22 protein-coding genes are annotated in these 19,015 nt (G+C 71.8%); 8 read left to right on the top strand and 14 right to left on the bottom strand.

The window, feature by feature from the left end; all coding sequences use genetic code 11:
* The first annotated feature begins 14 nt into the window (after positions 1-14).
* Positions 15-1,520, top strand: coding sequence for an alpha/beta hydrolase (locus tag ACYVLT_RS19445; protein ID WP_461121604.1), 1,506 nt, complete (start codon positions 15-17; stop codon positions 1,518-1,520).
* A 22-nt stretch (positions 1,521-1,542) separates the two neighbouring features.
* On the opposite strand, the gene ACYVLT_RS19440 is transcribed toward ACYVLT_RS19445, so the two are convergent.
* From ACYVLT_RS19440 to ACYVLT_RS19430, 3 genes are read right to left on the bottom strand one after another with little or no spacing between them, the layout of a single operon-like run.
* Positions 1,543-2,190: a response regulator gene (locus ACYVLT_RS19440; protein WP_461121603.1), complete on the bottom strand. Its 648-nt coding sequence runs from the start codon at positions 2,188-2,190 to the stop codon at positions 1,543-1,545.
* Between the two features lie 9 nt (positions 2,191-2,199).
* The gene (locus tag ACYVLT_RS19435) at positions 2,200-3,858 is read right to left on the bottom strand and encodes a sensor histidine kinase (RefSeq protein WP_461121602.1); all 1,659 of its coding nucleotides are present in this window, start codon (positions 3,856-3,858) and stop codon (positions 2,200-2,202) included.
* Between the two features lie 46 nt (positions 3,859-3,904).
* Positions 3,905-4,303 carry a pyridoxamine 5'-phosphate oxidase family protein gene (locus tag ACYVLT_RS19430; protein WP_461121601.1) on the bottom strand — a complete coding sequence of 133 codons (399 nt, stop codon included), beginning with the start codon at positions 4,301-4,303 and terminating at the stop codon, positions 3,905-3,907.
* A gap of 112 nt (positions 4,304-4,415) precedes the next feature.
* On the opposite strand from ACYVLT_RS19430, the gene ACYVLT_RS19425 reads away from it, so the two are divergent.
* Positions 4,416-5,255: an arylamine N-acetyltransferase family protein gene (locus tag ACYVLT_RS19425; protein WP_461121600.1), complete on the top strand. Its 840-nt coding sequence runs from the start codon at positions 4,416-4,418 to the stop codon at positions 5,253-5,255.
* A 58-nt stretch (positions 5,256-5,313) separates the two neighbouring features.
* On the opposite strand, the gene ACYVLT_RS19420 is transcribed toward ACYVLT_RS19425, so the two are convergent.
* The 4 genes from ACYVLT_RS19420 to ACYVLT_RS19405 are packed head-to-tail and all read right to left on the bottom strand — an operon-like array spanning position 5,314 to position 8,552.
* The gene (locus ACYVLT_RS19420; RefSeq protein WP_461121599.1) at positions 5,314-5,820 is read right to left on the bottom strand and encodes a hypothetical protein; all 507 of its coding nucleotides are present in this window, start codon (positions 5,818-5,820) and stop codon (positions 5,314-5,316) included.
* Positions 5,817-6,398, bottom strand: coding sequence for a hypothetical protein (locus ACYVLT_RS19415; RefSeq protein WP_461121598.1), 582 nt, complete (start codon positions 6,396-6,398; stop codon positions 5,817-5,819). Before ACYVLT_RS19415 ends, ACYVLT_RS19420 begins: the two co-directional genes overlap by 4 nt.
* Positions 6,395-7,360: a methylmalonyl Co-A mutase-associated GTPase MeaB gene (gene meaB, locus ACYVLT_RS19410; RefSeq protein ID WP_461121597.1), complete on the bottom strand. Its 966-nt coding sequence runs from the start codon at positions 7,358-7,360 to the stop codon at positions 6,395-6,397. Before meaB ends, ACYVLT_RS19415 begins: the two co-directional genes overlap by 4 nt.
* A 4-nt stretch (positions 7,361-7,364) precedes the next feature.
* Positions 7,365-8,552, bottom strand: coding sequence for an acetyl-CoA C-acetyltransferase (locus ACYVLT_RS19405; RefSeq protein ID WP_461121596.1), 1,188 nt, complete (start codon positions 8,550-8,552; stop codon positions 7,365-7,367).
* A gap of 125 nt (positions 8,553-8,677) precedes the next feature.
* Here ACYVLT_RS19405 and mce point away from each other — a divergent pair, with 125 nt between their 5' ends.
* Positions 8,678-9,115 (top strand): methylmalonyl-CoA epimerase, encoded by a 438-nt coding sequence (gene mce, locus ACYVLT_RS19400; protein ID WP_461121595.1) that lies wholly within the window; start codon positions 8,678-8,680, stop codon positions 9,113-9,115.
* On the opposite strand, the gene ACYVLT_RS19395 is transcribed toward mce, so the two are convergent.
* Both ACYVLT_RS19395 and ACYVLT_RS19390 read right to left on the bottom strand, forming a co-directional pair.
* On the bottom strand, positions 9,112-9,669 hold the full coding sequence (locus ACYVLT_RS19395) for a TetR/AcrR family transcriptional regulator (protein ID WP_461121594.1): 558 nt from the start codon (positions 9,667-9,669) through the stop codon (positions 9,112-9,114). The genes mce and ACYVLT_RS19395 overlap by 4 nt on opposite strands.
* Before the next feature lie 66 nt (positions 9,670-9,735).
* Positions 9,736-10,098 carry an SPW repeat protein gene (locus ACYVLT_RS19390; RefSeq protein WP_461121593.1) on the bottom strand — a complete coding sequence of 121 codons (363 nt, stop codon included), beginning with the start codon at positions 10,096-10,098 and terminating at the stop codon, positions 9,736-9,738.
* Positions 10,099-10,349: 251 nt separating this feature from the next.
* Between ACYVLT_RS19390 and ccrA the strand changes: the two genes are divergently transcribed.
* Positions 10,350-11,663 (top strand): crotonyl-CoA carboxylase/reductase, encoded by a 1,314-nt coding sequence (gene ccrA, locus ACYVLT_RS19385; RefSeq protein ID WP_461121592.1) that lies wholly within the window; start codon positions 10,350-10,352, stop codon positions 11,661-11,663.
* A gap of 69 nt (positions 11,664-11,732) precedes the next feature.
* Positions 11,733-12,989: a chromosome segregation protein gene (locus ACYVLT_RS19380; protein ID WP_461122250.1), complete on the top strand. Its 1,257-nt coding sequence runs from the start codon at positions 11,733-11,735 to the stop codon at positions 12,987-12,989.
* A gap of 120 nt (positions 12,990-13,109) precedes the next feature.
* Here the strand turns inward: ACYVLT_RS19380 and ACYVLT_RS19375 are convergent, their stop codons facing one another.
* Complete coding sequence (locus ACYVLT_RS19375; protein ID WP_461121591.1) at positions 13,110-13,820, bottom strand: alpha/beta fold hydrolase; 711 nt, start codon at positions 13,818-13,820, stop codon at positions 13,110-13,112.
* Between the two features lie 37 nt (positions 13,821-13,857).
* Here ACYVLT_RS19375 and ACYVLT_RS19370 point away from each other — a divergent pair, with 37 nt between their 5' ends.
* Positions 13,858-14,394 (top strand): GNAT family N-acetyltransferase, encoded by a 537-nt coding sequence (locus tag ACYVLT_RS19370; RefSeq protein WP_461121590.1) that lies wholly within the window; start codon positions 13,858-13,860, stop codon positions 14,392-14,394.
* Here the strand turns inward: ACYVLT_RS19370 and ACYVLT_RS19365 are convergent.
* Positions 14,370-15,128 carry an alpha/beta hydrolase gene (locus ACYVLT_RS19365; protein WP_461121589.1) on the bottom strand — a complete coding sequence of 253 codons (759 nt, stop codon included), beginning with the start codon at positions 15,126-15,128 and terminating at the stop codon, positions 14,370-14,372. The two genes, ACYVLT_RS19370 and ACYVLT_RS19365, sit on opposite strands and share 25 nt — an antisense overlap.
* A 260-nt stretch (positions 15,129-15,388) precedes the next feature.
* Positions 15,389-15,682, bottom strand: coding sequence for a hypothetical protein (locus tag ACYVLT_RS19360; RefSeq protein ID WP_461121588.1), 294 nt, complete (start codon positions 15,680-15,682; stop codon positions 15,389-15,391).
* A gap of 82 nt (positions 15,683-15,764) precedes the next feature.
* On the opposite strand from ACYVLT_RS19360, the gene ACYVLT_RS19355 reads away from it, so the two are divergent.
* Both ACYVLT_RS19355 and ACYVLT_RS19350 read left to right on the top strand, forming a co-directional pair.
* Positions 15,765-16,151: a hypothetical protein gene (locus tag ACYVLT_RS19355; protein ID WP_461121587.1), complete on the top strand. Its 387-nt coding sequence runs from the start codon at positions 15,765-15,767 to the stop codon at positions 16,149-16,151.
* Positions 16,152-16,156: 5 nt separating this feature from the next.
* Positions 16,157-16,369 carry an FmdB family zinc ribbon protein gene (locus ACYVLT_RS19350; protein WP_461121586.1) on the top strand — a complete coding sequence of 71 codons (213 nt, stop codon included), beginning with the start codon at positions 16,157-16,159 and terminating at the stop codon, positions 16,367-16,369.
* Positions 16,370-16,562: 193 nt separating this feature from the next.
* Here ACYVLT_RS19350 and ACYVLT_RS19345 read toward each other — a convergent pair whose 3' ends face one another.
* Both ACYVLT_RS19345 and ACYVLT_RS19340 read right to left on the bottom strand, forming a co-directional pair.
* The gene (locus ACYVLT_RS19345; protein ID WP_461121585.1) at positions 16,563-17,144 is read right to left on the bottom strand and encodes a DUF3558 family protein; all 582 of its coding nucleotides are present in this window, start codon (positions 17,142-17,144) and stop codon (positions 16,563-16,565) included.
* A gap of 59 nt (positions 17,145-17,203) precedes the next feature.
* Positions 17,204-18,982, bottom strand: coding sequence for a 3-hydroxyacyl-CoA dehydrogenase family protein (locus tag ACYVLT_RS19340; RefSeq protein WP_461121584.1), 1,779 nt, complete (start codon positions 18,980-18,982; stop codon positions 17,204-17,206).
* Between the last annotated feature and the right edge of the window lie 33 nt (positions 18,983-19,015).

The raw sequence follows: 19,015 nt of genomic DNA, 5'->3' as shown, positions 1-19,015 counted from the left end.
GGAGGGGGAAATCCATGCGAGGGAGAACCGCCGCGGCCGTGACAGCGGCCCTGATCGGCGCCCTGATCGGCGCCGCCCTGCCGACGTACGCGCAGGCCGAGCCGGAGCCCGGCCTGGACCAGACCATCACGTGGTCCGCGTGCGCCGAGTACGAAGGTCTGGAGTGCGGCACGTTCCAGTCGCCGTTCGACTGGCGCACGCCGCACGACGGCCGCAAGATCACCATCGCGGTGAGCAGGCTCAAGCCGCGCACCGGCGAGGCCAAGGGGGTCGTGCTGACCAACCCGGGCGGTCCGGGTGCGCCGGGCCGGTCGCTGCCGCTGCTCTACACCGGCCGCGCCAAGCTCGTCGACAGCATGGAGATCATCGGCATCGACCCCCGTGGCACGGGGGCGAGCACGAACGCCACCTGCGGCGGGTACAACTGGCTCGGCATCACCGACCCGCGCGACCGCGGCCGGGCCAACACCGAGCTGCTCTACGACGCCGCCGAGCTCCAGGCCACCGCGTGCCAGGCGCGCTCGGGCGAGTTCGGCAAGGTGATCAACACCGAGCAGACCGTCCACGACCTGGACCTGCTGCGCCGCCTGCTCGGCCGGGAGAAGATCAACTGGATCGGCTACTCGGGCGGCTCCTGGATGGGCGCGTACTACGCCACCTACTTCCCGAACCGGGTGGACAAGGTCGTGCTCGACTCCAACACCGACTTCACCTCGACGTTCCAGGACATCTTCGACAACTTCGGGTACGCCTTCGAACGCCGGTTCCGGACCGACTTCCTGCCCTGGGCGGCCAAGTACGACAGCCTCTACCACCTGGGCACGACCGCCGAGCAGGTCCGCCAGACCTACGAGACGACCCGCGCGAAGCTGGCCGCGGACCCGTTGACGCTGCCGGACGGCACGGTGGTCGACGGCGTGCTGCTGGACCTGGTGCTGGCCCAGGCGCAGTACAGCAAGCAGGCGTTCCCGCAGGCGGCGGAGGCCTTGGCGTTCGTCGGGCAGCCCACGGCGACCGCGGCGACGTCGGCCCGGTTCCCGGACGCGCCCAACGCGACGCTCTACGGCATCACGTGCAACGACACGAAGTTCCGGCACAACCGCGCCACCCTGGCCGCCGAGGCCGAGCGCCTTGGCCGGAAGTACCCCCTGATGGGCTACTACCAGCGGCTGGCGCCGTGCGCGTTCTGGGAGCGGCCGCCGCTGGAGCTGAAGAAGCCGACCGGCAAGGGCGTGCCGCCGTTGCTCATGGTGCAGTCGGAGCGCGACCCGGCGACGCCGCTGGAAGGCGCCCAACGGGCACACCGCAACTTCCAGGGCTCACGGCTGCTCACCGTGACCGACGAGGGCGACCACGGCATCTACGGCTTCGGCAACCCGTGCGTGGACGACGTCGTGGAGGCCTTCATCGTGGACGGCACGGTGCCGCCAGGTGACCTGACCTGCCCGGGGATGCCGCTGCCCGACCCGACGGCGCCCGCCGCCACGAGCACGCGACCGCTGATCGGCTGGCCGCTGTAGCCGCGTAGCCGCCGACCGCCGGCTACAACCCGCCGGCCTGCCGCCTGCGGGCGGCGTAGACGCCGGCCTCGGTCCGGCGGTCGAAGCCGAGCTTGTGCAACAACGTGGAGACGTAGTTCTTGACCGTCTTCTCGGCCAGGAACAACCGGGTCGCGATCTGCCGGTTGGTCAGGCCCTCGGCGATCAGGTCGAGGATCCGCCGCTCCTGCGGGCTCAACGACGCGTAGCGCGGATCCTCGACCGGCCCGCCCCGCAGCCGTTGCAGCACGGTCGCGGTCACGCCCGAGTGCAGCAGCGAGCCGCCCGCCGCCAGCGTGCGGATCGCCGAGACCAGGTCGTTGCCGGAGACCTGCTTGAGCATGTACCCGGCCGCGCCCGCCATGATCGCGCCGAACAGGGCCTCGTCGTCGGAGTACGAGGTCAGCATCAGGCACGCGGGCGGCGGCTGGACCGTCGAACGGATCTCCCGGCACACGGTGACCCCGTCGCCGTCGGGCAGCCGCACGTCGATGACGGCCACGTCGGGCCGGTGGAACGCGGCGGCGGACACGGCCGCGGCGGCGCTCTCCGCCTCACCGACGACCTCGATGTCCGACTCGACGGCCAACAGCTGCTGCAAACCGCGCCGGACGATCTCGTGGTCGTCCACCAAGAGCACTGAGATGGACATGGGGCCTCCCTACACCGACACCAACGGCACGGACCACGTCAGCGTTACGCCCCGGCCCCGGGTCGACTCGACCTCGCACGAACCATCCCACCTCGCGGCACGCGCCGCCATGTTCACCAGACCGCCGGTGTGCCGGTCGCGGCCGGACGGCAGGCCGTCGCCGTCGTCGCGCACGACCAGCCGCAGGTTCGTCGCCGCGCGGTCCACCACGACCTCGACGTCGACCTTGCGCGCCGAGGCGTGCCTGGCCGCGTTGGCCAGCGCCTCGCGCAGCGTGGCCAGCAGGTCGGGCCGCACGTGGTCGGGCACCACCGAGTCGATCGGGCCGTCCATGGCCAGCGCGGGCTCGAACCCGAGCAGCCGGGCCGACTCCTGCACCACCTTCAGCAGCTGGGCGCGCAGGTCGGCCGCGCCGGCGGGCGGCTCCTGGAGCGAGAAGATGGTGCGCCGGATCTCGCGGATGGTCTGGTCGACCTCGGTGACGAAGTCCGTCAGCCGCTGCGCCACCATCGGCTGCTCCACCAGCCCGTTCATGCTCTGCAAGCCCAGGCCGAGCCCGAACAGCCGCTGCACGACCAGGTCGTGCAGGTCGCGGGCGATCCGGTCGCGGTCCTCCAGCACGGCCAGCCGCCGCCCGGCGCCGGTGGCCCTGGTGAACTCCAGGATCAGCGCGGCCTGCCGGGCGAACGACTCGACCAGCGCCACGTCCGAGGCGTCGAACGCCCGCTGGTCGCGGGCACGGGCGACCATCAGCACGCCCAGCACCCGTTCGCCCGCGGCCAGCGGCGCGAACACCACCGGGCCGATCCGGTCGGCGTGGCCGGGCAGCCCGTCGAGCACCTTGGCCTTGCCGGTGTCGAACACCTCGCGGACCGCGCCGCCCTCGCCGGACACGCTGAACCCGCGCAGGTGGCCGTCCACCACCCGGACGGCCAGCTCGCCCTGCACGTCGGGCAGCGCCAGCAGCGCGTTCACGCCGTCGGCGGCCAGCCGGGCGCGCACCGCGACCAGGCGCAGCGCGTCCCGGTCCGGGGTGCCGGTGAGCAGCGCGTTCGTCACCTCGTTGGACGCGCGCAACCACACCTCGCGCTGCCGCGACTGCTCGTAGAGCCGGGCGTTCTCGATCGCGATGCCCGCCGCGGCGGCGACCGCCACCACGACCTCGCGGTCGGCGCGGGTGAAGTCGGAGCCGTCGGCCTTGTCGCTGAGGTAGAGGTTGCCGAACACCTTCCCCCGCACGTGCACCGGCACGCCCAGGAAGCCCTGCCCGGCAGGATCGAACGCAGCGGGATCGAACGCGGAGGAGTCAAACGCGGAGGAGTCGAACGCGGGGGACTCCACCGCGGACGCGTCGAACGCGGCCTCCTCCGCCCCGGGCCCGGCGAGGTCGGTGTCGTGGTGGCCGTCGCCGTAGGTGAACTCCAGCAGCTGCCGGTTCGGTCCCACCACGGCCAGCGCGCCGTACCGGGCGCCGACCAGGCCGCACGAGGACTCCACGATCCGGCGCAGCACGTCGGGCAGGGACAGGTCGCTGGCCAACGAGACGACCGCGGTCAACAACCGGTGCAGCCGCGCCTGCGACACGACCGCCTCGGCGGTGCGGTCGGTCAGCTGGCGCAGCAGGCCGTCCAGTCGCACCGCGGCGTTCGCGTCCGGGGTTCCGGCCACCTCCGACCACCTCCGGCTGGGAGGGTTCCGAGGCTATCGCCTTCTCCTAGGGGATGCGACGCCCCGACAGCAGCTCCAGGTCGACGACCAGGAAGTGGTCACCGCCGCCGTGGCCGCGGGAGGCCAGCGGCAACTGCTGGAGCCGGGTCAGCCGCACCTGCTCCTCGACCTCGGTGACGTGTCCCACCGCCATCACCGACCAGCCCCGGGACAGGTCGGGCGCGACGTCGTCGATCTGGAACGCCACGATCGTGTCCCGGGCGACGAGGGTGGCGCTGCCGTCGGGCACGCGGAGCACGACGCAGTCCCCGTCGAGCACGAACACCACGGGGTGCACCACGGGCAACGCCTTGTCGGTGTAGACAAGGCGGCCGACGGCGGCCGTGCCGAGCAGCTTGAGGCACTCCTCGCGGGAGAGGACCTGAAGCCCAGCGGAGTCGTACATCGCACCTCTTCGTCCCCCGGGTCGCTGGGATAAAGGTTCGGTTCTGTGATCGTCCTTGCCTAGAGTCGGAAGTCCCGGCTTCGACGTTCCACCCGGATGGGGGATTTTCAAGATGGCTTCGCTGGACGTGCCCGCTTTCTTGCGCCGCCTCGGCCAGACCTCCGCCGAACCGCCGAGCGTGGCGGCGCTGACCCGGCTGCACCAGGCGTTCGTGGAACGCGTGCCGTACGAGACGGTGGAGGTCCAGCTCGGCCGGGTGACCTCGCTGGACCCGCTCGACTCGGTGGACCGCGTGCTGTCCGGTCGCGGCGGCTACTGCTTCCACCTCAACGGCGCGTTCAGCGAGTTGCTCCGCGCGCTCGGCTACCACGTGGCCAGGCACCCCGGCGGCGTGCAGAGGACCCGGGACGGCGAGCCCACCATCAACCGCAACCACCTCGCGCTCACCGTGCGCGACCTGCCCGGGTCCGACGACGCCTGGTTGGTGGACGTCGGCTTGGGCGACGGCCTGCACTCGCCGTTGCCGCTGCGTGAGGGCAGGTACCGGCAGGGCCCGTTCACGTTCGGCCTGGTGCCGTCGGTGGTGGCGCCGGGCGGGTGGCGGTTGGAGCACGACGAGCGGGGCAGCTTCTTCGCCATGGACTTCGCGCCCGACGACGTCGGCATGGACCGCTTCGCGGACCGGCACGTGCACCTGTCCACGTCACCCGAGTCGGGCTTCGTGCGCACGTTCTGCGTGCAGCGGGCGGACGCGACGGGCTGGGACGTGCTGCGCGCGTTGACGCTGTCCCGGATCGGGGAGACCACCACCAGGACGCTGCTGGACGACCGGGCCGACTGGTTCACGGCCTTGGCCGACGTCTACGGGCTGGTCGTCGCCGCCGAGGACCGCGACCCGCTGTGGCGCAAGGCCGTGTCCCAGCACGAGGCGCACCTGGCGACCACGACCTAGCCCCGGCTCGGCCCGAACCGGCCGGGCTCGGCGTGCCCGGCCGGTGGAGTGGACCGGCTCAGCCGGTGAAGTGCGTCACGTAGCCCCGGTAGAGCTGCGGCGCGTGCCGCTTGAGCGCCAGGTCGAGCATGTCGTTGCCGGTGTCGTCGGGCAGCTGCACCCAGTGGCCGTGCGGGGACGCCGGGATGCTGCGGTACGTGACGGCGAAGGCCCGCGGGTCGTTCGGCACGAGGTGCAGCCACAGCGAGGGCTTCGGCTTGCCGTCGTACGACAGGCCCACCCCGGCCAGCTCGTACCAGGGCACCGCCCAGGTCTTGCCCTTCTCCTCCCAGCGCAGGCCCTGCGGCTCGACCACGAGCCGACGCAGCCGGGCCTTCCGCCGCCAGATGCCGCCGCCGATCAGGCCGCCCAGCGCCACCAGCGGTCCCACGACCATCGCCGCCAGGTGGCCGTCGGAGTAGGACAGGAACATCAGCAGGACGCCGAACAGGGTCAAGCCGAGCTGCACCGCGAGGGCGACGCGCCGCTCGGTCCGGTTGCCGAAGGGGATCTCGACCTCTTTCACGACAACCCCACCGCCGAACCCTCGTCCTGCACACCCCGGTACAGCTGCGGCGCGAAACCGAGCACGGCGCCCTCGACCACGCGGACCAGGCCGGCCGCGTCGCCGAGCGGCAGCCGGTAGCCGCCGTCGTGACGGGCCAGGTGCGCCATGTCGGCGTGCCGCGCCTGGAACGTCGGCGGATCGGCGGGCAGCAGGTCCACCCGGACCATGGTCTTGCGGACGACCGAGTCGGCAGGGTGGAACACCCGCTCCCGCGTCCGCGAGACGCGCACCGCGCCCAACTCCGGCCACGCCACCGCCCAGGGCGCGCCCGCCGGGTCGTCCCACCGCACGCCCGCCGCCTCGAACACGAGCTTGCGCGGCCGGGAGATCTTCTTCCGGTTGACGATCGCGCCGACCGTGATCCCGGTGAACGCCAGGCCGATGACCAGCCCGATCGTCCCGCCGACACCCTCGCCGTCCGCGTACGCCGTCACCGCGCCGACCAGTGCGGCCACGCCGAGCACCCCGGCCACCGCTCCCCCGATCAGCACGCGCCGGACGTCCCGCCTGCCGATGTCTATCACCACTGGCGTCATGCCCCCACCCCCTCGACCAGTCGATCAGCCGCAGCGTAGGGGTCCAGCTCACCCGCCACGACCCGTTTGGCCAGGGTTTCGAGCGCGGACGCGCCGCGCAATCCGCCGATCCGGGAACGGAGCCGCTCCAGCGCGATGGCCTCGATCTCGCCCGCGGCCCTGGAGGCACGGCGTCGTTCCAGCTCACCGCGCCGGACCAGCCACGCGTGGTGCGCGTCGACGGCGTCCACGACCTCGTCCAGCCCTTCGGCGCGGGACGCGACGGTCTTCACCACGGGGGGCCGCCACAGGCCGCCCTCCCGGTCGCGGCGGCCCAGCGAGATCATGTGCTTGAGCTCACGCGCGGTCTGGTCGGCGCCGTCGCGGTCGGCCTTGTTCACCACGAACACGTCGGCGATCTCCAGGATGCCCGCCTTGGCGGCCTGGATGCCGTCGCCCATGCCGGGCGCGAGCAGCACCACCGTGGTGTCGGCCAGCGACACCACCTCGACCTCGGACTGGCCGACGCCGACGGTCTCGACCAGCACCACGTCGCAGCCCGCCGCGTCGAGCACGCGCAACGCCTGCGGCGTGGCCCAGGACAGCCCGCCCAGGTGGCCGCGGGTGGCCATGGACCGGATGAACACGCCGGGGTCGGTGGCGTGCTCGCCCATCCGCACCCGGTCGCCGAGCAGCGCGCCGCCGGAGAACGGCGACGACGGGTCGACGGCCAGCACCCCGACCCGCTTGCCGCGGCCGCGGTAGGCCGCGACCAGTGCCGACGTGGACGTGGACTTGCCCACGCCCGGCGCACCCGTCAAGCCGATGACCTGGGCGTTCCCGCAGAACGGGGCCAGCGCGCCCGCCACCTCGCGCAACTGCGGGCTCGCGTCCTCGACCAGCGAGATCAGCCTGGCGACCGCGCGCGGCTGTCCCTCACGCGCGCGGTCGACCAGTTCTGCTACGTCAACGGTGCGGGCCACACTCCTAGGCCTTGGGCACGCGCACGATCAGGGCGTCGCCCTGACCGCCGCCGCCGCACAGGGCGGCCGCACCGACGCCGCCGCCGCGGCGCTTGAGCTCCAGCGCGAGGTGCAGCGCGATCCGGGCGCCCGACATGCCGATCGGGTGACCCAGCGCGATCGCGCCGCCGTTGACGTTGACCTTGTCCTCGGCGATGCCGAGCTCGCGGGTGGAGACGATGCCGACCGCGGCGAACGCCTCGTTGATCTCGACCAGGTCCAGGTCGGCCGGGTCGATGCCCTCCTTGGCGCACGCCGCCTTGATCGCGTTCGAGGGCTGCTGGTGCAGGCTGGCGTCGGGACCGGCCACGACACCGTGCGCGCCGATCTCGGCCAGCCAGGTCAGGCCCAGCTCCTCGGCCTTGGCCTTGCTCATCACGACCACGGCCGCCGCGCCGTCGGAGATCTGCGACGCCGAACCGGCGGTGATCGTGCCGTCGGGCGCGAACGCCGGGCGCAGCTTGGCCAGGGTCTCCGCCGTGGTGTCGGCGCGCACGCCCTCGTCGGTGGCGAACAGCACCGGGTCGCCCTTGCGCTGCGGGATGGCGACCGGGGCGATCTCCTCGCCGAACACGCCGTTCTCCGTCGCCTGGGCCGCCAGCCGGTGCGACCGGGCGGAGAACGCGTCCTGCTCCTCGCGGGTCAGGCCGTGGCGCGCGTTGAACTTCTCCGTCGACATGCCCATCGCGACCTGGTCGAACGCGCAGAACAGGCCGTCGTGGGACATGTGGTCGAGCATCGTGACGTCGCCGAACTTGAACCCGCCGCGTGACTTCTGCAGCAGGTGGGGCGCCTGCGTCATGGACTCCTGGCCACCCGCCACCACGATGTCGAACTCACCGGCGCGGATGAGCTGGTCGGCCAGCGCGATCGCGTCGATGCCGGACAGGCACACCTTGTTGATCGTGAGGGCGGGCACGGTCATGGGGATGCCCGCGTTCACCGCGGCCTGGCGCGCCGGGATCTGGCCCGCGCCCGCGGTGAGCACCTGGCCCATGATCACGTACTGGACCTGGTCGGGCGCGACCCCGGCCCGCTCCAGGGCGGCCTTGATCGCGACGCCGCCGAGCTGGGCGCCGGAGAAGTCCTTCAACGACCCGAGCAGTCGTCCCATCGGGGTACGGGCCCCGGCGACGATGACGGAACCGGACACAGCAGCCTCCACAGCGGGTGTAAGCGGTTGTTAACACGCCACGATACCCACGGTTACCACGGAGTAGCCCTGTGAGGCGTCGCACAGGGCTACCTGCACCGATTCGGCCACTAGCCTTCCCGGCCATGGAAGAACTCCGCGGTCTCGTCACCGCCATCGACCACGTGGGCATCGCCGTGCCCGACCTCGACGCCGCGATCGCGTTCCACCGCGACCACTTCGGCCTCGAAGTCGCGCACGAGGAGGTCAACGAGGAGCAGGGTGTGCGCGAGGCGATGCTGCGCGCGCCGGGGGACGACGGCGCGGGCACCGCCGTGCAGCTCCTGGCGCCGCTGACGCCCGAGTCGACCATCGCCAAGTTCATCGGCAGGTCCGGGCCGGGGCTGCAGCAACTGGCCTACCGGGTGTCCGATGTGGACGCGGCGGCGGACGCGCTGCGCGCCAAGGGCTTGCGGCTGCTGTACGACGTGGCCAGACGCGGCACGTCCGACAGCCGGGTCAACTTCGTGCATCCCAAGGACGCGGGCGGCGTGCTGGTGGAGCTGGTGGAACCCGCTCGCTAGGGCCGTTCGAGGGCGGCGGCGACGAACGTCAGCTCCAGGTCCATCCGGTCGTCGCCCGGCGCGTGCCGGGCCACCGAGTGCCGGTAGCTGACCGCGAGCCCGAGCAGGGCGGAGGCGCTGTCGACGTCCTTCGCGGCCACGGCCGCCCCGCCGGCGGCGATGATGACGTTGCGGATCTGCCGCACCATCGACTGGTAGCGCTCGTGCAGCGCGTCGCGGACCGCCGTGTGCGTGTCCGCCTCGCGCCACAGCAGGTGGCTGAGCAGCGGTGACGCGGTGAGCCGGGCGTCCAGGGCGGCGACGAGCCTGCGCAGGCTCTCCGCGACGTCGCCGACCACCACGACCCGGTGCGCGTCCACGGTGCCGTCCGGGAGCCGCTGCACGAGTGCCGCCAGCAGGTCGGTCTTGCGGCGGAAGTAGTAGTGCACGAGCCCCTTGGGCACGGCGGCCCGTTCGGCGATGCGCGAGGTCGGCGTCGCGTCGAAACCCGACTCGGCGAACAACTCCTCGGCCGCTCGCAGGATCCGCTCCCGGGCCGACGAGTCCTCTGCCAATTGTCCCAGCCCTTCCCGTCGACCGGGCCCACGGCGGCAGCCGCGGGCCCGGGTCCTCCGTCGTTCTCAGGCGGTGCCGGCGATCCGGCCGCCGTGCGCCGCGTTCGCCAGCGGCACCGCCATCGCGCCCGCCGCGACGGTCAGCACGCCGCCGACCCACGACACCCACGACGCCGCCGCCAGGTCGCTGTAGCCCACCACCCACGGGGAGATGAACAGCAGCGCGCCCAGGACCATCTGGAACCACTCGCCGTAGACCATCCCGGGCATCGCGAGCGACGCGAGGCCGTCGATGGCGATCAGTGCGCCGAGCACGATCATCGTCCACATGGCCCCGGTGGTGGTCTCCACGACCAGGGGCGACAGCAGCACCAGGACACCGATGACGACCTCGGCCCAGTCCTGCCACCTGGTCCACGCCTTTGCCATGACCTGCACCTCCGTCCTCATGAATCGGACACCGTCGATGGTCCGCTTGGTTGGCCGCCCGGTCAAGACCGCCCGGAACGACCAGGGCACGACCGCTCGGCGCGGACCGACCGATCGGGCGAAATGCCAGTGCGGTGCCTCACAGCGCGGGTTCTGAATCGGTTACCCGTGGGTAACCTCCGGCCACCCGCGTGGACCTCCGGAGCCCGCGACACCGACCATCCCCCAAGCCCCCATTGGGAGGGAACGCCGTGCAGAAGATCCTCGACGCGATCCTCGCGGACGAATTGGACGCGATCGGATCGCTGGACGTACCGGAGAGCTACCGGGGCGTGACGGTGCACGCCGACGAGGTCAAGATGTTCGAGGGCCTGGCCACCAAGGACAAGGACCCGCGCAAGTCGTTGCACGTCGACGAGGTGGCCACGCCCGAGCTGGCACCGGGCGAGGCGCTGGTCGCGGTGATGGCGAGCGCCATCAACTACAACACGGTGTGGACCTCGATCTTCGAGCCGCTGTCCACGTTCGCGTTCCTCAAGAAGTACGGCGGCCGCCACGACCAGCCGTTCCACGTGGTCGGCTCGGACCTGGCGGGCGTGGTGCTGCGCACCGGCCCCGGCGTGAACGCGTGGAAGCCCGGCGACCGGGTCGTCGCGCACTGCCTGGACGTGCAGCTGGAGCACCCGGACGGGCACAGCGACACCATGCTCGACCCGGAGCAGCGCATCTGGGGCTTCGAGACCAACTACGGCGGTCTCGCGGAGATCGCGCTGGTCAAGGCCAACCAGCTGATGCCGATGCCCGCCCACCTGACGTGGGAGGAGGCGGCGTCACCCGGACTGGTGAACTCCACCGCCTACCGGCAGCTCGTGTCGACCAACGGCGCGAACATGAAGCAGGGCGACACCGTGCTGATCTGGGGCGCGTCGGGCGGCCTCGGCTCCTACGCCACCCAGTTCGCGCTCAACGGCGGCGCGACCCCGATCTGCGTCGTGTCGTCACCGGAGAAGGCGGAGATCTGCCGCCGGATGGGCGCGGAGCTGATCATCGACCGCAGCGCCGAGGGCTACCGGTTCTGGAAGGACGAGCACGAGCAGGACGTGCGCGAGTGGAAGCGGCTCGGCGCGAAGATCCGCGAGCTGACCGGCGGCGACGACCCGGACATCGTGTTCGAGCACCCCGGCCGGGAGACGTTCGGCGCGTCGGTCTACGTGGCGCGCAAGGGCGGCACGATCGTGACGTGCGCGTCCACCAGCGGGTACATGCACCAGTACGACAACCGGTACCTCTGGATGCACCTCAAGCGGATCGTCGGCTCGCACTTCGCGAACTACCGGGAGGCGTGGGAGGCCAACCGGTTGGTCGCCAAGGGGAAGATCCACCCGACACTGTCCAAGGTGTACTCCCTGGAGGAGACCGGGCAGGCCGCGTACGACGTGCACCGCAACGCCCACCAGGGCAAGGTCGGCGTGCTGACGCTGGCGCCGGAGGAGGGCCTCGGCGTCCGCGACCACGAGCTGCGGGCGGCGCACCTGGACGGGATCAACCGTTTCCGGGGCGTCTAAAGCGAAATCACTCCCGATGTGCGGCTCTCGGGTGACCGCCGCACATCGGGAGCAGGTAGCGTGAGCGGCATGGGCCTCGCCGACGACCGTGACCTCGTCCCCCTGGGATCCGGCTTCGACATCGTCAAGCGCGGGTACGACCGCGCCCAGGTCGAGGACCACCTGGAACGCCTGGACTCCGACCTGCGCCTGCTCGCGGCCGACCGGGACGCGGCGGTCTCGCAGACCAACGACCTGGCCCGGCAGCTGGAAGCGGCCCGGTCGGAGATCGCGGAGCTGCGCGGCCAGGTGGAGCGGCTGTCGCTGCCGCCCACCACGTTGGAGGGCCTGAGCGAGCGGTTGCAGCGGATGCTGCGGCTCGCGCAGGACGAGGCGAACGAGATCAAGGCGCGGGCCGAGGCCGAGGGCGGGCACATCCGCGCCAAGGCCGAGGCCGACGCGGGGGTGCTGCGCACCCGGTACGAGAAGCTGATCGCCGAGCTCGACCAGCGGCGCACCGAGATGGAGGCCGAGCACCGGGGCGTGCTGGAGAAGGCGCGCGCCGAGGCCGACCGGATGGTGGGCGAGGCCCGTGCCGAGGCCGCCAGGTTGGACGAGGAGTCCCTCCAGCGCCGGACCACGGTCGAGGAGGACTTCGAGATCGCGATGGCCGCGCGCCGGGTCGAGTCGATGAAGACGCTGGCCGAGCAGGAGGCGTCGTCGAAGGGCGAGGCCGAGCGGCGGTTGCGCGAGGCGGCCGAGGAGGCCGCCCGGGTGCGCGCCCAGATCGCCCAGGAGCAGGCCGCGTCGAACGCCGAGGCCCAGCGGCTGGTGCGCGAGGCGACCGAGGAGGCGAACCGCCGCCGGCACGACTCCATCAGCGAGGCGACGGCCCGCGTGCAGGAGGCGACCGACGAGGCGAACCGCCGGGTGCGCGAGGCGACGGAGGAGTCGAACCGCCGCGTCACCCAGGCCACCCAGAAGGTGGAAGCCCTCCGCCAGCTCCGCAACCGCCTGTCCCAGCAGCTGCACGCCGTGAGCTCCGCCCTGCACGACGTCACCCCCCTGCTGGACCCGCTGGACGAGGAACGCCCCCAGCCCTCGCAGCAGGCACCCCAGCAGCAGGCCTCTCCCCCCTCGCCTTCCTCTCCCCCCTCCACCAGCTCCACCTCAACCCAACCGAGCACCCCGGCCCAACCGAGCACCACCACCCAGCCGAGCACCACTCCGGAACCCACCCCGGAACCCGACTCGGAAGCGACCTCGGCAGCCACCAAGCCCACCCCCGACGGCCCAACCCAGAAGATGGCCCGCCCCAACCCCAAGCCCCAAACCGCCAAGCGCTGACCACGCGAGAGTCCAACCTCCACCTCGCGAGAGTCCTACCTTCAGCACGCGCGTGTCCTACGTTCAGAACGCGCGTGTCCTACGTTCAGGACCCCCGAGTTCAACGCTCAGGACACGCCGTCACACCCCGACGCGCCGCCGCCAGTCCAGGACGGCCGAGGCGAACGCGCCCGGTGCCTCCAGCGGCGACAGGTGGCCGACGCCGGGCAACTCGACGTACTCGCCCTGGCGCAGCAGCCCGGCCAGTTCACGGGCCAACGCGGGCGGTGTGAGGGCGTCGTGCTCGCCCACCAGCACCAACGCCGGCACGTCCACCTCGGCCAGCACGCCGGTCGAGTCCGGCCGCACGGCCATCGCCCGCTGCGCCCACGCCACCTCCGCCGGGTCCTGGTCGAGGATCAACCCGCGCACCCGCTCGACCACGGCCGCGTCCGGCGCCGGCCCGAGCAGCCCGGTCAGCACGGTGTCCGGCACCCAGCCGACGCCCTCCGCCGCCACGCGTGCGGCCATCGCCAGCCGGTTCGCCCGCGCCTCGTCGGCGTCCGCACCGGCCCGCGTGTCGGCCAGCACCAGCCCGGCCACCCTGGACGGGTCGCGCCGCAGCACGGCCATCGCCACGTACCCGCCCATGGAGCACCCGCCGAGCACCGCCCGTTCGACCCCGTGCTCGTCGAGCAACCGCAGCACGTCGTCCGCAATAGCCACCAGATCGGGTGAACGATCGCCGCCGCGCTGGTCGGGTGTGATCGGTTTCAGCAGTTCACGGGCCCCGTCCCACATCCGTGAGTCGAGCGGGAAGGCGTGCAGGAGGACGAGCGGAGCAGGTTCCATACCCCGAATTGTCGGACCCCGCGGCTAGCTTCGTCGCATGACCTCCACCTCCGAACCGGACGAGATGCGCACCGACCGCCTCCTGCTCAGGCGCGTCGGCCCGGGTGACGTGCGCGCGGCGATCGCGGTCCTGTCCGATCCGGAGACCAACCGCTTCAACCCGGCGGGGCCACCGTCGGCGGAGCAAGCGGCGAAGATGCCGGCCGAGTGGCAGGCCCACTGGGCGCACGACGGCATCGGGTACTGGGCGGTGGAGCTGCCGGAGACCGGGGAGGTCATCGGCTTCGGCGGCCTGCGCCACCACGAGCTGGACGGGGAACCGACGCTCAACCTGTTCTACCGGTTCCGCCCCCGGCACTGGGGTCGCGGCTACGCCCCGGAGATGGCGCGCGCGGCCATCGAGTGGGCGGGTCGGGTCCGGCCGGACCGTCCGGTCACGATCATCACCGACCACGGCAACACACCCTCCCAGCGCGTCGCGGAGAAGCTGGGCTTCGCGCACGTGGGCGACAGCAGGACCGCCGAGGGGCCGGTGCTGGTCTGGCGGCTTCAGGAGGCCACGATGGCCACTTGATGCTGCTCGTGAGGGCCGGACCAGGTGCGCGGCAACGGCGTGGGCACCTCGGGCACGGCCGCGGACACGATCGCGTCCAGCACCTCTTCGGCGTGCCCGACCATGAGGTGCTTGGCGCCGGGGAAGTCGATGACGTCCGCGGTCGGGATGCCCGCGCCGAACCGCCGCCTGGCCTCGGCCGGTGGCAGGTAGGTGTCGAACTCCGGCACCAGGCACACCACCGGTTTGCCCGCACCTGCCCAGGTCCGCAAGTGCTCGGTACTGCTCCACCGCAGAGGAGGTGAGATCAACACGGCACCCTCGACCAGCGGGTCGCACCCGTGCATCAGCGCCAGGTCGGTGCCGAACGACCACCCCACGAGCCACACCGAGGGCAACCCGCGTTCGGCCGAGAACGCCAAGGCGGCGGCGACATCCAGCCGCTCGCCGACGGCGTGGTCGAACGTGCCCTCACTGCACCCGGCCGCACTGGCCGTGCCGCGAGTGTTGAACCGCAACACCGCGAGGTCGGCCAGCGCGGGCAACCGCCACGCCGCCTTGCGGTAGAGGTGGGAGTCCATCATCCCGCCGTGGGTGGGCAACGGGTGCAACAGCACCACCGTGGCCCGTGGGTCCCGTTCGGCCGGCAAGGCCAGCTCGCCGACCAACGCCAACCCGTCCGCGGTCCGCAACGTCACGGCTTCCCGGCGTGCGGGCAGCACGGTGTTGGCCTTGATCTGGACTTCGTCACCCACGACGACATCGTGCCATCCACCCACGCGCCGGCGGGCACGCCCGACGACGACACCGACCACCCGCCCGGCCTGCCACCGCACCAGCGGCACCGCCGTTCGACACGGCCGCACGACACGGCGCACGGCGCGGCCGTTCGGCACGGCTTGGTGGGCGGCCGCGCCGGCTGGGCGGGTTGGGCTGCGCGGGTGGCGAGGCCGTCGCGATACGGAGCGTCACCGGCGGCGGTGTGATGGGGTGGCGGGGTTGGTGAGCAATGCGGTCACCAGCGGCGGGTGGTGGGGCCTCTTCGGCGGCGTGACGACCAGCAGCCCTGGTGCCAGTGGCGGCGGTCTTCGACCGAGCCGTAGTCGGCGGCGGGCCAGGCGACGACGTGCGGGGTGCCGGGGCGGATCTCGTGGTCGCAGCCGGGGCAGCGGTAGGTCTTGGTGGTGGCGTTGCCGGACACGGTGCGCACCAGCCACTCGCCGTCCGGGGCGCTCTCGGCGCGTGCCCAGCCGTGACCACCGATGGGTGACGGCTCGTCCGGGCGATGCGGGCGGTTACGGCGTGGCACGAGAACCGAGGGTATCCGGGCTCGCCCTGGGTGATCGCCTACGGTCCACTGGGTGAGCAAGTGGCAACGGGTCATATTAACCATGCTCCTGGTGGTCGAGATCGCCGTGACGTTGCTGCCGGTGGTGCGCGGGCTGCTGTTCGAGCCGGCGCAGGCGGACGTTCCGCCTGGTGGCGGGGTGCGGCCGGTCCTCCAGGGGCCTGATGCGCCGGTCGGGCAGCCGCGTGGGCTCCGGCAGGGCGTGCTGCTCGGCACGACGATGTTGATGCTGGTCACAGCCCTGTCGGCGTTGGCGCTGGTGTGGCTGCGACCCGGGTCGCGGACGTGGGTGGCCACGTTCACCGGCACGCACCTGGCCGCCGCGGGCCTCGGGTGGGTGCACAGCCTGCCGCTGTTGACGCTGCTCGCCACCGTGTCGGCGGTTGGGGTGCCCTTGCTGGTGCTGACACCGCCGCGCCGGGGACAATGAGCGGCGTGCCAACCTACGAATTCCGCTGCAAGGCGTGCGGGTCGACCTTCGACGTGAAGCGGTCGATGGATGAGTCCTCCGCGCCCGCCCCGTGCCCGAACGGTCACGACGACACCGTGAAGCTGCTCTCCATGGCCGGCCTGAGCGGCAAGGCCGACGCGCCCGCCGGAGGCGGAGCCGGTGGTGGCGGGTGCTGCGGCGGCGGCTGCTGCGGCTGATCAGGCCCGCTAGCCCCAGCCAGCCGGTCTCAAGCCGGGGGGGGCTTGGCCGGTCGAGAGCCGGCCTCCCGCAAGCTGGCCTTAGCCGGTGGAGGAGCCGGCCCCAGCTGGTCGACCTGAGTCGGCGGAGAGCCGTCCTCAGCCGGCCAGCTCAGCCAGTCGACCGCAGCCGGTCAAGCTCAGCTGGCCGAGCTCAGCCGGTCGGCTCCTTCTCCAGCAGCACCTCGGCCACCTTCTTGCCCTGGTCGCAGATCGCGCCGAAGCGGGCCGAGCCGTCGATCACGATGATCCCGAGCCCGCCACCGGCGTAGTCCATCACCAGCACGCACGAGGGCTGCACCGACGTGTCCGTCGTCCGGTCGAAATAGGTCACCTTCCGGTCACCCAGGTCGAACTCGCCGTTGCTCTGCTCCAGCGTGATCGCCCGCCCCTCGCGGAACCGCAGGGTCACGCCCACGTCCAGCGTCCCGACCGACGTCTGCCACTTGCACGACTGGTCGAACGTCGCGTCGTAACCGGTGTCGGTCGGCGCGGCCTTCTTGTCCGGCACGTCGTAGGGCAGGTCACCCCACCCGAGCAACGAGCAGATGTCCCCGACCTCGCCCGTCGGCTCACCGGACGGGTCGGTGGACCCGGTCGGCGTGGGTTTGCTCGAGGTGAACGGCGGGTCGACGTCGAGCACCTGCTCCGCCACCGGGGTGCCGTTGACCGTGTACGCGCAGGCGCTCGTCAGACCGAACGCCGCCACCAGGAGCGAGATCACCACACGCCGCATGGTGACCACGATGCCAAACGCCGAAACCCGCCACGCCATCAGCCCGCACAACGCGACCCTCAGGCCGCGTAGTCGCGGAAACCCTTGCCGGTCTTGCGACCCAACCGCCCGGCCTTCACCAGGTGCTCCAACAGCGGCGCGGGGGCGAAGCCGGCCTCGCGGAACTCCAGGTACAGGGTCCGCTCGATGGCCAACGACACGTCCAGCCCCACCACGTCCAGCAGCTCGAACGGCCCCATCGGCAACGAGCAACCGACCTTCATCGCGTTGTCGATGTCGTCGGCGGTCGCGTAGTGCGCCTCCAACATCTTCACCGCGTCGTTGAGGTACGGGAACAGCAGCGCGTTGACGATGAACCCGGCCCGGTCGCCGCAGTGCACCGGCACCTTGCCCAGGTCCAGGCACACCCGACGGGCGGTCGCGACCACGTCCGCCGACGTCGAGATCGTCTCCACGACCTCGACCAGCTTCATCACCTGAGCCGGGTTGAAGAAGTGCAGACCGACGACGTCACCGGGCCGCGCGGTGGCGGCGGCGCACTCGATGACCGGCAGCGAGGACGTCGTGGTGGCCAGCACCGCGCCGGGCTTGCACACCTCGTCCAACGCCTCGAACACGGCCTTCTTGATCGACAGCTCCTCGGCGACCGCCTCGACCACGAGGTCGCAGTCGGCCAGGTCCGCGAAGTCGACCACCGGCGCCACCCGCGCCAGCGCCGCGTCCCGGTCCTCCGCCGACAACCTGCCCCGCGAGACCGCCTTCTCCAACGACTTGCGCACCTTGCCCACCGCCGCGGCGGCCTTCTCCTCCGACCGCGCCCGCAGCACCACGTCGTACCCGCGCTTGGCGAACACCTCCACGATCCCGGTGGCCATGGTGCCCGTACCGATCACCCCGACCCGCTGGACCTCCCGCGCGGGCACGCCCTCCACCGAGGCGACGGGCGTCTGCACGTCCGGCACCACGACCGGCGAGTCGGGACCGTCGTAGGTGTAGAAGCCGCGCCCGCTCTTGCGGCCGAGCAGACCCGCCGTGATCATCTGCTTGAGCAGCGGCGCCGGCGCGTGCAGCCGGTTGCGCGACTGGTGGTACATCGTATCCAGGATTTCGTATGCGGTATCCAGTCCGATCAGGTCGAGCAGCGCCAGCGGACCCATCGGGTAGCCGCAGCCGTACCGCATGGCCGCGTCGAGGTCTTCCCTTGTCGCGTAACGGGATTCGTACATCCGCACCGCGTGGTTGAGGTACCCGAACAGCAGCGCGTTGGCGATGAACCCGGCCCGGTCGCCGATGACGACCGGCGACTTGCCCAACCCCTCGGCGAACGCGACCACGTCGGCCACCACGTCCGGCTCGGTGACGACCGTGCGGATCACCTCGACCAGCTTCAACACCGGAGCCGGGTTGAAGAAGTGCATGCCGACGACCTTGCCCGGCCGTCCGGTGTGGACACCGATCTCGGTGATCGACAACGACGACGTGTTCGAGGCGAAAACCGTGTCGGGGCCGCAGATCCGGTCCAGTTCGGCGAACACGGCGGCCTTCAGCTCGATCCGCTCCGGCACCGCCTCGACGACGAGGTCCACCCCCGCCAACGCGTCCAGCGACGTGGCGTACGAGATGCGCCCGAGCGTCGCGTCCCGCTCCTGCGCGGAGAGCTTGCCGCCCGCCACCGCGCGGTCCGTCGAGTGGTCCAGGTGCCCGCGACCGCGGGCCAGGCCGTCCTCGTCCACGTCGACCGCCACCACAGTGATGCCGGTCCGGGCGAGGACTTCGGCGATACCGGCGCCCATCGTGCCGAGACCGACGACTCCGACCGTGTTGAACTGGCGCGTCACTGCTTACCTCCCACTCACCGGAGTGGCTACCGA

The organism is Saccharothrix stipae, assembly GCF_054781895.1.
The sequence above is the reverse complement of the archived record's forward strand: the minus strand, read 5'-3'. Positions and strand labels throughout refer to the sequence as shown.

Coding starts and splice junctions, on each gene's coding strand:
- ACYVLT_RS19445 (WP_461121604.1), top strand. CDS start 15: ATGCGAGGGAGAACCGCCGCGGCCGTGACAGCGGCCCTGATCGGCGCC.
- ACYVLT_RS19440 (WP_461121603.1), bottom strand. CDS start 2,190: ATGTCCATCTCAGTGCTCTTGGTGGACGACCACGAGATCGTCCGGCGC.
- ACYVLT_RS19430 (WP_461121601.1), bottom strand. CDS start 4,303: ATGTACGACTCCGCTGGGCTTCAGGTCCTCTCCCGCGAGGAGTGCCTC.
- ACYVLT_RS19425 (WP_461121600.1), top strand. CDS start 4,416: ATGGCTTCGCTGGACGTGCCCGCTTTCTTGCGCCGCCTCGGCCAGACC.
- ACYVLT_RS19415 (WP_461121598.1), bottom strand. CDS start 6,398: ATGACGCCAGTGGTGATAGACATCGGCAGGCGGGACGTCCGGCGCGTG.
- mce (WP_461121595.1), top strand. CDS start 8,678: ATGGAAGAACTCCGCGGTCTCGTCACCGCCATCGACCACGTGGGCATC.
- ACYVLT_RS19390 (WP_461121593.1), bottom strand. CDS start 10,098: ATGGCAAAGGCGTGGACCAGGTGGCAGGACTGGGCCGAGGTCGTCATC.
- ACYVLT_RS19380 (WP_461122250.1), top strand. CDS start 11,733: ATGGGCCTCGCCGACGACCGTGACCTCGTCCCCCTGGGATCCGGCTTC.
- ACYVLT_RS19375 (WP_461121591.1), bottom strand. CDS start 13,820: ATGGAACCTGCTCCGCTCGTCCTCCTGCACGCCTTCCCGCTCGACTCA.
- ACYVLT_RS19370 (WP_461121590.1), top strand. CDS start 13,858: ATGACCTCCACCTCCGAACCGGACGAGATGCGCACCGACCGCCTCCTG.
- ACYVLT_RS19355 (WP_461121587.1), top strand. CDS start 15,765: ATGCTCCTGGTGGTCGAGATCGCCGTGACGTTGCTGCCGGTGGTGCGC.
- ACYVLT_RS19345 (WP_461121585.1), bottom strand. CDS start 17,144: ATGCGGCGTGTGGTGATCTCGCTCCTGGTGGCGGCGTTCGGTCTGACG.